11 protein-coding genes are annotated in these 13195 nt (G+C 62.3%); 4 read left to right on the plus strand and 7 right to left on the minus strand.

Annotation, left to right across the window (positions count from 1 at the left end):
- Window positions 1-213: 213 nt before the first annotated feature.
- Window positions 214-789: an ANTAR domain-containing response regulator gene (locus Q1W70_RS19130; RefSeq protein WP_166590083.1), complete on the minus strand. Its 576-nt coding sequence runs from the start codon at window positions 787-789 to the stop codon at window positions 214-216.
- A gap of 15 nt (window positions 790-804) precedes the next feature.
- A complete protein-coding gene (locus Q1W70_RS19135; RefSeq protein WP_265538039.1) occupies window positions 805-2016 on the minus strand; it encodes a CmpA/NrtA family ABC transporter substrate-binding protein in 1212 nt (403 codons plus the stop codon).
- A 231-nt stretch (window positions 2017-2247) separates the two neighbouring features.
- On the opposite strand from Q1W70_RS19135, the gene Q1W70_RS19140 reads away from it, so the two are divergent.
- Window positions 2248-3267 (plus strand): quinone-dependent dihydroorotate dehydrogenase, encoded by a 1020-nt coding sequence (locus tag Q1W70_RS19140; RefSeq protein ID WP_182341421.1) that lies wholly within the window; start codon window positions 2248-2250, stop codon window positions 3265-3267.
- A gap of 176 nt (window positions 3268-3443) precedes the next feature.
- On the opposite strand, the gene rmf is transcribed toward Q1W70_RS19140, so the two are convergent.
- The gene (rmf, locus tag Q1W70_RS19145) at window positions 3444-3659 is read right to left on the minus strand and encodes a ribosome modulation factor (RefSeq protein ID WP_003223300.1); all 216 of its coding nucleotides are present in this window, start codon (window positions 3657-3659) and stop codon (window positions 3444-3446) included.
- A gap of 546 nt (window positions 3660-4205) precedes the next feature.
- On the opposite strand from rmf, the gene rlmKL reads away from it, so the two are divergent.
- A complete protein-coding gene (gene rlmKL, locus Q1W70_RS19150) occupies window positions 4206-6476 on the plus strand; it encodes a bifunctional 23S rRNA (guanine(2069)-N(7))-methyltransferase RlmK/23S rRNA (guanine(2445)-N(2))-methyltransferase RlmL (RefSeq protein ID WP_166590086.1) in 2271 nt (756 codons plus the stop codon).
- 184 nt (window positions 6477-6660) lie between these two features.
- On the opposite strand, the gene dacB is transcribed toward rlmKL, so the two are convergent.
- Entirely contained in the window at window positions 6661-8121 is a 1461-nt protein-coding gene (gene dacB / locus Q1W70_RS19155; protein WP_166590087.1) for a D-alanyl-D-alanine carboxypeptidase/D-alanyl-D-alanine endopeptidase, read from the minus strand.
- A 233-nt stretch (window positions 8122-8354) separates the two neighbouring features.
- Here dacB and Q1W70_RS19160 point away from each other — a divergent pair, with 233 nt between their 5' ends.
- A complete protein-coding gene (locus Q1W70_RS19160; RefSeq protein WP_095165457.1) occupies window positions 8355-8699 on the plus strand; it encodes a YggL family protein in 345 nt (114 codons plus the stop codon).
- 44 nt (window positions 8700-8743) lie between these two features.
- Here Q1W70_RS19160 and Q1W70_RS19165 read toward each other — a convergent pair whose 3' ends face one another.
- A complete protein-coding gene (locus tag Q1W70_RS19165; protein ID WP_095165439.1) occupies window positions 8744-9934 on the minus strand; it encodes a benzoate/H(+) symporter BenE family transporter in 1191 nt (396 codons plus the stop codon).
- A gap of 246 nt (window positions 9935-10180) precedes the next feature.
- Between Q1W70_RS19165 and Q1W70_RS19170 the strand changes: the two genes are divergently transcribed.
- Window positions 10181-10945, plus strand: a complete 765-nt coding sequence (locus Q1W70_RS19170) for a GntR family transcriptional regulator (protein ID WP_182341415.1) — start codon at window positions 10181-10183, stop codon at window positions 10943-10945.
- Between the two features lie 71 nt (window positions 10946-11016).
- On the opposite strand, the gene guaD is transcribed toward Q1W70_RS19170, so the two are convergent.
- A complete protein-coding gene (gene guaD, locus Q1W70_RS19175) occupies window positions 11017-12321 on the minus strand; it encodes a guanine deaminase (RefSeq protein WP_166590089.1) in 1305 nt (434 codons plus the stop codon).
- Between the two features lie 9 nt (window positions 12322-12330).
- Window positions 12331-13173, minus strand: a complete 843-nt coding sequence (gene xdhC / locus Q1W70_RS19180) for a xanthine dehydrogenase accessory protein XdhC (RefSeq protein ID WP_166590090.1) — start codon at window positions 13171-13173, stop codon at window positions 12331-12333.
- Window positions 13174-13195: the final 22 nt, after the last annotated feature.

Consider the following 13195-nt stretch of genomic DNA (forward strand, 5'->3'; position numbering starts at 1 on the left):
GTGGGGCCAAAACGAAAAAACGCCGCAACCCGCTGCGCTTGCGCGAAAGGGGTGTGCGACGTCGTTGTCGTTGGTGGGGCAACCGCCGTTGGTTACCTGTGCCGATTACTTAGCGATATCTGTGCCAACCAGTGCGGCCGAGGGCGGGCTGATCGCGAGCAGGCTCGCGAGGGTCGTCACCGATGACGCGCCAAGCCTGATTCGGCGTGGTGCTCACTCCAGCAACTCACTCATGGCAATGATCTGCTCGGCCACCTGGATCAGCTTCTGCTGGCGACTCATGGCCTGGCGGCGCATCAGGGTGTAGGCCTGTTCTTCGTTGCAGGCCTTCATTTTCATCAGCAGGCCCTTGGCCAGTTCGATGCGCTTGCGCTCGGCCAGTTGCTGGTCGCGGGCAAACAGTTGGGCGCGCAGGGCCTGGTCGCTTTCAAAGCGCGCCATGGCCACGTCGAGGATCGGCTGCAGGCGGGCGGCATGGATGCCTTCGACGATGTAGGCGCTGACGCCGGACTTGATGGCCTGGCGCATCACGCCCGGGTCGTGTTCATCGGTGAACATCACGATGGGGCGTGGCTGGTCGCGGCTGACCAGCACCACTTGTTCCAGCACATCGCGGCTGGGTGACTCGGTATCGATCAGAATCACGTCCGGGCGCACCGTTTCGACGCGCGCGGGCAGGTCGATGGTCAGGCCGGATTCGTCGATCACCTCAAACCCGGCTTCGGTCAGGGCGGTCTTCAGGCGTCCGACTTTTTTAGCGGTGTCATTGATCAGCAGGATTCGCAACATGCTCATGCTCTCCTGTCAGGGCCGGGCGCGCAGGGCGGGGGTATCGGTCATGGCGTGCAGGGTGAAGCTGCGGGCGTAGGCCGCCGGGTCGGCACCGTCCCAGATCTTGCCGTCGATCAATTGGCTGCTGCGCATCTCATGGCTGTCCGCTGTTATGCCCAGGGCCCCGGCCGCGTCGCGGTACAGGCTCAGTTGCTGGACCTGGCGTGCCACGCCCAGGTAATCCGGGTCGTCGCGCAGCAAGCCCCAGCGGCGGAACTGGGTCATGAACCACATGCCGTCGCTCAAGTAGGGCATGTTCACCTCGCCATGGCCGTGAAAGCGCAGCGCGTGCGGGTCCTGCCAGCGATTGCCGAGCCCGTCGGCGTAATCGCCCAGCAAGCGTGGCTCAATGGTGTCCACGGGGGTGTCGAGGTAGTCGGCGGCGCTGAGCAACTGTGCGGTGCTGCGGCGGTTTTCCGGGCTTTGCTCGATGAACCGGCTGGCTTCCAGGATCGCCATCACCAGCGCCCGGGCGGTATTGGGGTATTGCTCGACGAAGGCGCGCGTGCAGCCGAGGACTTTTTCCGGGTGGTCAGGCCAGATGGCCTGGCTCGTTGCCAGGGTAAAGCCGAGGTTCTGCTGCACCGCGCTGGCGCTCCAGGGTTCGCCCACGCAAAACCCGTCGATGCGCCCGGCCTGCAAGTGCGCGACCATTTGCGGCGGTGGCACCACCACGCTGGTGACATCCTGCAGCGGGTGAATGCCCTGGCTGGCCAGCCAGTAGTACAACCACATGGCGTGGGTGCCGGTGGGGAAGGTCTGGGCAAAGGTGAGTTTTGGGCGACTTTGGTGCACGTGCCGATCCAGTGCCTCAGGACTGGTCACGCCCAGGCGTTGCAGGCCGTGGGACAGGTTGATGCTCTGCCCGTTGTGGTTCAGGCCCATGAGCACGGCCATCTCGGTGGCGGCGACGCCTCCGATGCCCAGGTGTACCGCGTACACCAGGCCATAGAGGCTATGGGCGGCGTCCAGTTCGCCGCTGGTCAGCTTGTCCCGCAGGTTGGCCCAGGATGTTTGGCGCTTGAGGTTCAAGGTCAGGCCATAAGGCTGGGCAAAGCCCTGGGTGGCGGCTACGACCACCGAGGCGCAATCGCTCAGGGCCATGAACCCCAGGTTGATTGAGGTCTTTTCCGGCGCGTCGCTGCCGTTGACCCAGGCCAGCGGGCCGACTGATGGTTCGTTCATCGGGAGTGCACCTTGCAGAAAAAAGCGTCGCCCCGGGCCCCTGTGCAAGCCAGGTCGGATGACGACGCCATGGTCGTTCGACTCATCCCGGCGTTGGCATGAGTACGGATAGGCTTCACGGTGCAAGGCATATGCCATTGCCGAGGGATTTGTACATGTGCCTCGCCTGCGACCCCGATGCCCGGCTATAATCGCCGCCTTATTTTGCCGCCGACCGAGTCAAGCCCGCCCATGTATACCCTGGCCCGCCAACTGCTGTTCAAACTCTCCCCGGAAACCTCCCACGATCTGTCCCTGGACTTGATCGGCGCGGGCGGACGCCTGGGCCTGAACGGCTTGCTGTGCAAGGCCCCGGCCCATGTGCCGGTGAATGTCATGGGCCTGGACTTCCCCAACCCGGTTGGCCTGGCTGCAGGCCTGGACAAGAATGGCGCGGCCATCGACGGTTTTGCCCAGCTTGGTTTCGGGTTTGTCGAAATCGGCACCGTCACCCCGCGCCCGCAACCGGGTAACCCCAAACCACGGATTTTCCGCTTGCCGCAAGCCGAGGCGATCATCAATCGCATGGGGTTCAACAACCTCGGCGTCGATCATCTGCTGGCCCGGGTTGCCGCGGCCAAGTACAAGGGCGTGCTGGGGATCAACATCGGCAAGAACTTCGACACCCCGGTCGAGCGTGCGGTGGACGACTACCTGATCTGCCTGGACAAGGTCTACGCCCACGCCAGCTATGTCACGGTCAACGTCAGCTCGCCGAACACCCCGGGCCTGCGCAGCCTGCAGTTCGGTGATTCGCTCAAGCAACTGCTCGCCGACCTGGCCACGCGCCGCGCCGAACTGGCCCTGCGACATGGCAAGCATGTGCCCCTGGCGATCAAGATTGCCCCGGACATGACGGACGAAGAAACCGCCCAGGTGGCGCAGGCGCTGATCGAAACCGGTATGGACGCGGTCATCGCCACCAACACCACCCTGAGCCGGGTGGGCGTCGAAGGCATGGAGCACGGGGACGAGATGGGTGGCCTGTCGGGCGCCCCGGTGCGTGAGAAGAGCACCCACACGGTCAAGGTGCTGGCGGCGGAACTGGCAGGGCGCTTGCCGATCATCGCGGCGGGCGGGATCACCGAAGGACGGCACGCGGCTGAGAAAATCGCCGCGGGTGCCAGCCTGGTGCAGATCTACTCGGGCTTCATCTACAAGGGCCCGGCGCTGATCCGTGAATCGGTCGACGCCATCGCCGCCCTGCGCTGATACCGCGCCTGTTTACGACGGCTACGCCGCCGAACGCAGGCTGCGCCAGCGGCTACAGACAGGAATAAAAAAGGGCTCCTCAAGGGAGCCCCTGGGCCGAAGCCCGCCGTCCGGAGAGGACGTGCATGGTTAAGTCGTTACGTAATCAAGTTGTCGTGTCGGAATGTGTGCCCCGTTTAGCCGACGGCGTGAAGTTCGTTGAGTCTATGGATTCCCGCAGTGCCGGTCATACCGTCCCAGTTGTCGCCGCGTCCTTCTCGCCAGCCGTTAATCCAGGCTTGGCGTACCGACGGTAGAGTAAATGGGCAAAGCTCACGGGATTTGCCACCAACGCCATATTGATATCCGCGCAAAAATGCTCTTTCCAACGGATCACGCTTAAGTCTTCTCATAGGGTGTTTCCCTCACTTGTTGACTGTATGTATCGCGTCGACCTCTATCGAGGTCAGGCAGAAAACGCTCTGCCAATGGCGGCTCGCTGCCGGCGTGGCGAGCCAAGGTGTTGACGTCGTTGCGGCGTCAACCTGTATTGAGTTCTAACCAATGCGTCACATCGAGGGAATGATCGTTTTGTCATAAGGACGTAACGATAAAGGTGTTATGGCCATAAGAAACAACGAGGGTTTTGTCGGGTGGTTGGCCAAACCCCGCTATGATCAGGCTCTCAAAGAATGATGAGGCTAATGCTTCCTAGGTCATGACCCACCGATGCGCTCGGTTACTATTCGACGAAGGGTCGAGTTATGACATTTTGTTGCACCGAATTTTTTATCTGCCCGGGCATCTAAGCTCATTCCAGCCAGTTGGCTGGCATAGCCGCCAGGGTGGGACGGCACACCTTCGTGCCACGCGAGCGCTCTTTTAGAAAAGCGCTTGATTGAAAACCGAGCGGTCAATGCGTTGCCCGTTCACTCATTGCTAAAGGCCCTGGAACTCCCATGTCGGATCGTTACGAACTCTTCCTCACTTGCCCAAAAGGCCTTGAAGGCCTGCTCATCGAGGAAGCCGTCGGGCTTGGCCTTGAGGAAGCGCGCGAGCACACCTCGGCTGTGCGCGGCATGGCCACCATGGAAACCGCTTATCGCCTGTGCCTGTGGTCGCGCCTGGCAAACCGCGTGCTGTTTGTCCTCAAGCGCTTCCCGATGAAGGACGCCGAAGACCTCTACCACGGCGTGCTGGATATCGAGTGGCAAGACCACATGCTGGCGGACGGCACCCTGGCGGTGGAGTTCAGCGGTCACGGTTCGGGCATCGACAACACCCACTTCGGCGCCTTGAAGGTCAAGGATGCGATTGTCGACAAATTGCGCACGCCAACGGGCGAACGTCCTTCGATCGACAAGCTCAATCCGGACCTGCGCATTCACCTGCGCCTGGACCGTGGCGAAGCGATCCTGTCCCTGGATCTGTCCGGGCACAGCCTGCACCAGCGCGGCTATCGCCTGCAGCAAGGTGCCGCCCCGCTGAAGGAAAACCTCGCGGCGGCGATCCTGATCCGTTCCGGCTGGCCACGCATCGCCGCCGAGGGCGGCGCCCTGGCTGACCCAATGTGCGGTGTGGGTACCTTCCTGGTCGAAGCGGCGATGATTGCCGCGGACATGGCTCCCAACCTGCGTCGTGAGCAATGGGGCTTCACCGCCTGGCTCGGCCACGTGCCGGCGCTGTGGAAAAAACTCCATGAAGAAGCCAGCGCCCGTGCCGCTGCCGGCCTGGCCAAGCCACCGCTGTGGATCCGCGGTTACGAAGCTGATCCGCGCCTGATCCAGCCGGGCCGTAACAACGTCGAGCGTGCCGGCCTGAGCGAGTGGATCAAGATCTACCAGGGCGAAGTGGCCACCTTCGAACCGCGCCCGGACCAGAACCAGAAAGGCCTGGTGATCTGCAACCCTCCGTACGGCGAGCGCCTGGGCGACGAGGCGAGCCTGCTCTACCTCTACCAGAACCTCGGCGAGCGCCTGCGTCAGGCCTGCCTGAACTGGGAAGCGGCGGTGTTCACCGGCGCACCGGACCTGGGCAAGCGCATGGGTATTCGCAGCCACAAGCAATATGCCTTCTGGAACGGCGCCTTGCCGTGCAAGCTGCTGCTGATCAAAGTGTTGCCCGACCAGTTTGTCACAGGCGAGCGCCGGACCCCGGAGCAGCGCCAGGCCGAGCGTGAACAGGCGATCTACGATCAGGCACCGGTTGAACCGCAAGAGCGCCAGTACAACAAGAATGGCAACCCGATCAAGCCCGCCCCGGCACCGGTACCGGTGGTCGAACAGGCGCGCCTGAGCGAGGGTGGGCAGATGTTTGCCAACCGTCTGCAGAAGAACCTCAAGGCCCTGGGCAAGTGGGTCAAGCGCGAAGGGATCGACTGCTACCGTGTGTACGATGCCGACATGCCTGAGTACTCGATGGCCATCGACCTGTACCACGACTGGGTCCACGTGCAGGAGTACGCGGCACCGAAGTCGATCGATCCGGAAAAAGCCTCGGCGCGGATGTTCGATGCCCTGGCCGCCATTCCCCAGGCCCTGAACATCGACAAGAGCCGCGTGGTGGTCAAGCGTCGCGAGCGCCAGAGCGGTACCAAGCAGTACGAGCGCCAGAGTGCCCAGGGCAAGTTCGTCGAGGTCAATGAAGGCGGAGTCAAGCTGCTGGTCAACCTGACCGACTACCTCGACACCGGGCTGTTCCTGGATCACCGGCCGATGCGCATGCGCATTCAGAAAGAGGCGGCCGGCAAGCGCTTCCTCAACCTGTACTGCTACACCGCGACCGCCAGCGTGCACGCAGCCAAGGGTGGCGCGCGCAGCACCACCAGCGTCGACCTGTCCAAGACTTACCTGGATTGGGCGCGCCGCAACCTGTCGCTCAACGGTTTTTCCGACAAGAACCGCCTGGAGCAGGGCGATGTCATGGCCTGGCTGGAAGCCAACCGTGATGAGTTCGACATGATCTTCATCGATCCGCCGACCTTCTCCAACTCCAAGCGCATGGAAGGCATCTTCGACGTCCAGCGTGACCACGTGCAGTTGCTCGACCTGGCCATGGCGCGCCTGGCACCGGGTGGGGTGTTGTACTTCTCCAACAACTTCCGCAAGTTCCAGCTCGAGGACAACCTCACAACGCGCTACGCCGTCGAGGAAATCACCGCGCAAACCATCGACCCGGACTTTGCCCGTAACGGCAAGATCCACCGTGCCTGGAAAATCATGGCGCGCTAAGGTTCGAATGGCCCCATGGAGCCTTGATGCTGCCTGGCTCTATGGGGTGTTCGGTTGGAAAAGCTGCGGCCTGCCGCGAACCGCGCGCAGTGCTGGGCGCCGTCACCGGCAGTGTTGGCATCGTCAACTGGCGCCCGGGGAGGGCGCCGATGCCGTGCTGCTGCGCGCAGCCTTGACTCGAGAGTTACAGTACTGACGCGGCGGTCGCCAGTTTTGGCTGGCGATACAGGTCCAGCAGCACTTGATCGAGCACCGACGAAGCACCAAAGGGTGCCTTGTCGTTGAGGATCGCCACCACGGCCCAGGTGTTGCCATTGTTGTCGCGGCTGAAGCCGGCAATCGCCCGGACAGTGTTCAGGGTGCCAGTCTTGACGTGGGCTTCGCCACGCATCGCCGTGGTTTTCAGGCGTTTGCGCATGGTGCCGTCCATGCCGGCAATCGGCATCGAGCTGACGAATTCGGCCGAGTACGGGCTTCTCCAGGCGGCCTGCAGCATGCTTGCCATCTCACGGGCGCTGACGCGCTCGGCACGGGACAGGCCGGAACCGTTTTCCATCACCAAATGCGGTGCAGTGATGCCCTTTTTCGCCAGCCATTGGCGCACGACGCGCTGGGCGGCCATGGCGTCGTTGCTGTCGGCGTCGGTGCGGTATCTCGCGCCCAGGCTGAGGAACAGTTGCTGGGCCATGGTGTTGTTACTGTATTTGTTGATGTCGCGGATGATTTCCGCCAGGTCCGGGGAGAATGCCCGGGCCAGGACCTTGGCGCTCTTCGGCACCGCGCCCTGGCGATCCGCGCCCTGGATGCTGCCGCCCAGTTCCTGCCAGATCGCCCTTACGGCACCGGCGGTGTAGGTCGCGTGGTCGAGCAGCGAGAGGTAGGTCTGCGAGCTGCAGCCGTCGCCCAACTGGCCGGCTACGGTCACGGTGACGCTGCCGTCGGCCTGGGTCACCGGGTTGTAGCGCACGCCGCCGGTGCACTGCTTGGTGTTGACGGCCTTGACCTGGTTTTCGATGCGGATGCTGGCAATCGGCGGTTCGACCGACACCAGGACCCGGCCCGAATCATTGCGGGCCACGAAGCGCAGGGCCTTGAGGTTGACCATGGCCGCGTCGGGCTTGACCAGGAACGGCTTGTTGTCGTCATTGCCGTCATCGTTGAACTGCGGCAATTGCGGTTGATTGAAGAAGCCGCGGTCCAGCACCAGGTCGCCGGTGACTTGCTGCACGCCATTGGCCCGCAGGTCGCGCATCAGCAGCCAGAGTTTTTCCATGTTCAGTTTCGGATCGCCGCCACCCTTGAGGTACAGGTTGCCGCGCAGGATGCCGCCGCTGAGGGTGCCGTCGGTGTAGAACTCGGTTTTCCACTGGTGGTTGGGACCGAGCATTTCCAGGGCGGCGTAGGTGGTCACCAGCTTCATGGTGGACGCCGGGTTGACCGACACGTCGGCATTGAACACGGTCGGGGTGCCCGGGCCGTTCAGGGGAATCATCACCAGCGACAGCGCGCTGTCGGGGAGCTTGCTGGCCTTCAGGGCTTTTTCGACGCTGGGGCTCAGGGCGGTATTGACGGGCGCAGCAGAAACCGTAAAGGCCAGGGGGACAAGCAGGCTGGCCAGCAACAATGGACGCAAAGATCTGATCATATGAAATAAAACCCTACAGCCGAGGGGAAAAAAGATGAGGGCATGAAGATAAATTCCCTCAGTGGTCACGAAATTGTCGGCATTATGCCCAAGGTATAGCGCTTTGTGCCGCAAGCACGCGAGCTATTCGGCTATTTTTTTTACCGGTCGTAAGGCCGGCGTCCAGAGAGTCGGGCAATTGGCGGCTTAAAATGCTAAAGTGCCGCCCGATATTACTTATGAGGATTGTTCCAATGGCGACTAACCGTTCCCAGCGTCTGCGCAAAAAACTGTGCGTCGATGAATTTCAAGAGCTGGGTTTCGAACTGAACCTGGATTTCAAGGAAGATTTGGCTGATGAAGCCATTGACGCTTTCCTCGATGCATTCCTCAAAGAAGCCATGGAAGCCAACGGTCTGGGTTATGTTGGCGGCGACGACTACGGTCTGGTTTGCCTGCAGAAGCGTGGCTCGGTTTCCGAAGAGCAGCGTGCTGCTGTTGAAGCCTGGCTCAAAGGCCGCAGCGAACTGACCGAAGTCACCGTCAGCCCGTTGCTGGACGTCTGGTACCCGGAAAAGCCGATCAATCCGGTAGCTTGATGTTGAAAAAAACGGCGACCCTCGGGTCGCCGTTTTTTTTTCGCTCAGGCTTTGCGCCAATTCAGAATCATTAGCGTCACCACCCCCGCGACAATCCCCCAGAATGCCGAGCCAATGGAAAACAGCGTCAGCCCCGACGCCGTGACCATGAAGGTGATCAATGCCGCTTCACGCTCCCGGGTTTCACTCATGGCAATGCTCAGGCCATTGATGATGGAGCCGAACAGCGCCAGTGCGGCAATCGACAACACTAATTCCTTGGGCAGGGCCGCGAACAGCGCCGCCAAGGTTGCTCCAAAGACCCCGGCAATGCCGTAGAAAATCCCGCACCAGACCGCCGCGGTGTAGCGCTTGTTGCGATCTTCATGGGCGTGCGGCCCGGTGCAGATCGCCGCGCTGATCGCCGCCAGGTTGATCCCGTGGGAGCCGAACGGCGCCAGCAGCAGCGAGGCAACGCCGGTGGCGGTGATCAGGGGCGAGGCCGGCACGTCATAGCCGTCGGCGCGCAACACGGCGATGCCGGGCATGTTCTGCGAGGTCATGGCCACCACGAATAGCGGGATGCCGATGCTGATGGTCGCGGCGAGGGAAAAGTGTGGGGTGGTCCAGACCGGCGTCGCCACTTCGAGGTGGAAGCCGCTGAAGTCCAGCAGGCCCATGAACCCCGACAAGGCCGTGCCGATCAACAGCGCCGCCAGCACTGCGTAGCGCGGCGACAGGCGCTTGACCACCAGGTAGGTGAAAAACATCCCCAGGACCAGACCGGTACGGTGCTGGGCGGCGACGAAGATCTCGCTGCCGATCTTGAACAGGATCCCGGCCAGCAAGGCTGCGGCCAGCGACGCCGGGATGCGTTTGACCAGGCGTTCGAAGCTGCCGGTCATGCCGCAGATGGTTACCAGCACCGCGCAAGTGATGTAGGCACCAATCGCCTCGCCGTAGCTGACCCCCGACAGGCTGGTGATCAGCAGCGCAGCGCCCGGCGTCGACCAGGCAATGGTGATGGGGGTGCGATAACGCAGGGACAGGCCGATGGAACACACCGCCATGCCGATCGAGATGGCCCAGATCCACGAGGAAATCTGCCCGCTGGTCAGGCCGGCGGCCTGTCCGGCCTGGAACATCAGCACCAGGGAGCTGGTATAGCCGGTCATCATTGCGATGAACCCGGCGACAATGGCCGAGGGTGAAGTGTCGGCCAGCGGGCGGAGCTGGGTGCGGGTGGCGTCGTTCATGACAGCGCTGTTCCTTGAGTCTTGTAGGCCGCGAGTGAAGCGGGAAGGCGTTTTGCGGGTTCAAGCCTAAACTCAAACGTAACTGATCGTTGCAATACAGCCGGGGGCGTATATGGCCGTACAGTCGTGTTGCCACCTGCAGTTGTGTACAATGTGCCGTGTTTTTTACGCGATACTTGCCAGCGATCCACTGTGACGTATTACAGTCACGGTCTCTTCGTCGCAGTTCTCCCGACTCGAGTGCCCATGAACGAACAGTTGCAGCCCCTCAAGAAACAACCGCGAGCAGGCAAAGCCGGCCGCAGCGGAACCCAGGACGATATTGTCTATGCGCATATCTTCGAGGCGATCCTCGAACAGCGCCTGGCGCCCGGTACCAAATTGAGCGAAGAGGCGCTGGGAGAGATTTTCGGGGTCAGCCGCACCATCATTCGCCGCGCTCTGTCGCGCCTGGCCCACGAAGGCGTGGTGCTGTTGCGCCCGAACCGTGGCGCCGTGGTTGCCAGCCCGAGTGTCGAGGAGGCGCGCCAGGTGTTCATGGCCCGGCGTCTGGTGGAGCGGGCGATTACCGAACTGGCGGTCGAACACGCCAGCGCCGAAGAGCTGAGCGAGTTGCGCCAGATGGTCAACGACGAGCGCGACAGCTTCTCCCGCGGCGACCGGGGTGCCGGCATCCGCCTTTCCGGGGAATTTCACCTGAAGCTGGCCGAGGCGGCGAAAAACGCGCCGCTGATCAGCTTCCAGCGCAGCCTGGTGTCGCAGACCTCGTTGATCATTGCCCAGTACGAAAGCGGCAACCGCTCGCACTGTTCCTACGACGAGCACACTCAGTTGATCGACGCCATCGAAGCTCGCGATGCGACCCTGGCGGTGAACCTGATGATGCATCACATGGATCACATCGACAGCAAACTCAACCTCGACGAAGAAAGCGCCTCGGACGATCTACACGCGGTGTTTTCCCATCTGCTGCAGACCAAGAAGCCAGGGCGCTCGCCCGCCAAGCTCTAAGTCAGACGCGAGTCGGGTCCATCGCGGGCGAGTCGAATCGCCCGCGATTTCGTTCTGCCAGGCAAAAAAACTTAGCGCTGGTGCACCAGGTTCCCCGCCGCATACGTCTGCAGCACCGTCCGGTCATCCCCCAGGGTCATCAGCACAAACAGCGTTTCGGCGATGTTGTTCGCCTGTTGCAGGCGGTAGCTGAGCAGGGGGGTGGCGTGATAGTCGAGCACCAGGAAGTCGGCGTCGGTGCCCGGTTGCAGGGTCCCGATACGGTCTTCCAGGCGCAGTGCGCGGGCGCCGCCGAGGGTTGCCAGGTACAGCGACTTGAACGGACTCAGGCGTGCGCCTTGCAGTTGCATGACTTTGTAGGCTTCGTTGAGGGTGTGCAGCAGCGAGAAGCTGGTGCCGGCGCCCACGTCGGTGCCGAGGCCGACATTGAGGTTGTGTTTCTCGGCCATCGGTAGGTTGAACAGGCCGCTGCCGAGGAAGAAGTTGGACGTCGGGCAGAACGCTACTGCCGAACCGGTCTCGGCCAGCCGTGCACATTCGTCGTCACACAGGTGTACGCCGTGGGCGAACACCGAACGCTCACCCAGCAACTGGTAATGGTCGTAGACATCCAGGTAGCCCTTGCGCTCGGGGAACAGTTCCTTGACCCATTCGATCTCCTGCAGGTTTTCACTGATGTGGGTCTGCATGTAGAGGTCGGGGTACTCGCTGAGCAATTGGCCGGCGAGGGTCAGTTGTTCCGGGGTGCTGGTCGGCGCAAAGCGTGGGGTCACCGCGTAGTGCAGACGGCCCTTGCCGTGCCAGCGCTCGATCAGCGCCTTGCTTTGCTCGTAGCTGGATTCGGCGGTGTCGGTCAGGTAGTCCGGCGCGTTGCGGTCCATCATGACCTTGCCGGCGATCATCCGCAGGTCGAGCTTTTGCGCCTGCTCGAAGAACGCGTCCACCGATTGCGGGTGCACGCTGCCGAACACCAGGGCGGTGGTGGTGCCGTTGCGCAGCAGTTCCTTGATGAAGATTCCGGCGACTTCCTCGGCGTGGGCCTTGTCGGCGAACTGGCTTTCGCAAGGGAAGGTGTAGGTGTTGAGCCAGTCCAGCAATTGTTCGCCATAGGCACCGACCATGCCGGTTTGTGGCAGGTGGATGTGGGTGTCGATGAAGCCCGGGGTAATCAAGGCGTCTTTGTGGTGGACGATTTCAATGTCCGCCGGCAGGCTGGCCAGCAGCTCGGTGGCATGGCCGAGGGCACTGATCCTGCCGTTTTCGGTGACCAGCAAGCCGTCTTCGAAGTACTGATAAGAAGCTTCGATCCCGACCACGGCAGGGTCGGCGATGCTGTGCAGGATGGCGGCGCGGTAGGCTTTGCGAGTCGAAGGCATGGGTGGTTCTCAGTTCGTGGCTTGACTGCGGCGTGAAGCGGGCAGCAGTTTGGCAATGGGTTCGGCGCGAGCGGTGCCCTGGCCGAAATTCGCGTTATAGGTGGCGATGATTTCGCCGGCGATGGAGATGGCAATTTCCACAGGCAACTTGCCTTTGACTTCGCCGATGCCCATCGGGCAGCGCATGCGTTGCACGGTGCTGTTGTCGAATCCGCGATCGCGCAGGCGGTGTTCGAACTTCACGCGCTTGGTCTTCGAGCCGATCAGGCCGAAGTAGGCGAAGTCGTTGCGCTTGAGGATGGCGGCCGTGAGCTCCAGGTCGAGCTGGTGATTGTGGGTCATGACGATGCAGTAGCTGCCCACCGGCAGGTCGTCGATTTCGTCCACCGGTTCTTCGCTGACGATTTTACGCACGCCATGGGGAATGTGTTCCGGGAACTCGGCGTCCCGCGAGTCGATCCAGCGCACCCGGCAGGGCAGGCTGGCGAGCAGGGGAACCAGGGCGCGGCCGACGTGGCCGGCGCCAAACACGGCGATCTGTGCCTGCACCTGGCCCATGGGTTCGAACAGCAGCACGGTGGCGCCGCCACAGCACTGGCCGAGGCTGGCTCCGAGGCTGAAGCGCTCCAGGTGGGTGTCCTGCTTGCCGCTGGCCAGCATCTCGCGGGCGATCTGCATCGCCTTGTATTCCAGATGCCCGCCACCGATGGTGTCGTAGGTGTGCGTGGCGCTGATGACCATTTTCGAGCCCGCGTTGCGCGGCGTCGAGCCGAGCTCTTCGATGATGGTCACCAGGACGCAGGCTTCGCCCTGGGATTGCAGGTCGGCGAGGGCGTCGATCCAGTTGTACATGTTCACCTCGACATCTTCATTG

The organism is Pseudomonas kielensis (genome assembly GCF_030505375.1).
Lineage (GTDB): Bacteria > Pseudomonadota > Gammaproteobacteria > Pseudomonadales > Pseudomonadaceae > Aquipseudomonas > Aquipseudomonas kielensis.

Bases quoted from the DNA above. Each gene is read 5' to 3' on its own strand.
- Q1W70_RS19130 (WP_166590083.1), bottom strand. From the start codon at position 789: ATGTTGCGAATCCTGCTGATCAATGACACCGCTAAAAAAGTCGGACGC.
- Q1W70_RS19135 (WP_265538039.1), bottom strand. From the start codon at position 2,016: ATGAACGAACCATCAGTCGGCCCGCTGGCCTGGGTCAACGGCAGCGAC.
- Q1W70_RS19140 (WP_182341421.1), top strand. From the start codon at position 2,248: ATGTATACCCTGGCCCGCCAACTGCTGTTCAAACTCTCCCCGGAAACC.
- rmf (WP_003223300.1), bottom strand. From the start codon at position 3,659: ATGAGAAGACTTAAGCGTGATCCGTTGGAAAGAGCATTTTTGCGCGGA.
- rlmKL (WP_166590086.1), top strand. From the start codon at position 4,206: ATGTCGGATCGTTACGAACTCTTCCTCACTTGCCCAAAAGGCCTTGAA.
- dacB (WP_166590087.1), bottom strand. From the start codon at position 8,121: ATGATCAGATCTTTGCGTCCATTGTTGCTGGCCAGCCTGCTTGTCCCC.
- Q1W70_RS19160 (WP_095165457.1), top strand. From the start codon at position 8,355: ATGGCGACTAACCGTTCCCAGCGTCTGCGCAAAAAACTGTGCGTCGAT.
- Q1W70_RS19165 (WP_095165439.1), bottom strand. From the start codon at position 9,934: ATGAACGACGCCACCCGCACCCAGCTCCGCCCGCTGGCCGACACTTCA.
- Q1W70_RS19170 (WP_182341415.1), top strand. From the start codon at position 10,181: ATGAACGAACAGTTGCAGCCCCTCAAGAAACAACCGCGAGCAGGCAAA.
- guaD (WP_166590089.1), bottom strand. From the start codon at position 12,321: ATGCCTTCGACTCGCAAAGCCTACCGCGCCGCCATCCTGCACAGCATC.
- xdhC (WP_166590090.1), bottom strand. From the start codon at position 13,173: ATGTACAACTGGATCGACGCCCTCGCCGACCTGCAATCCCAGGGCGAA.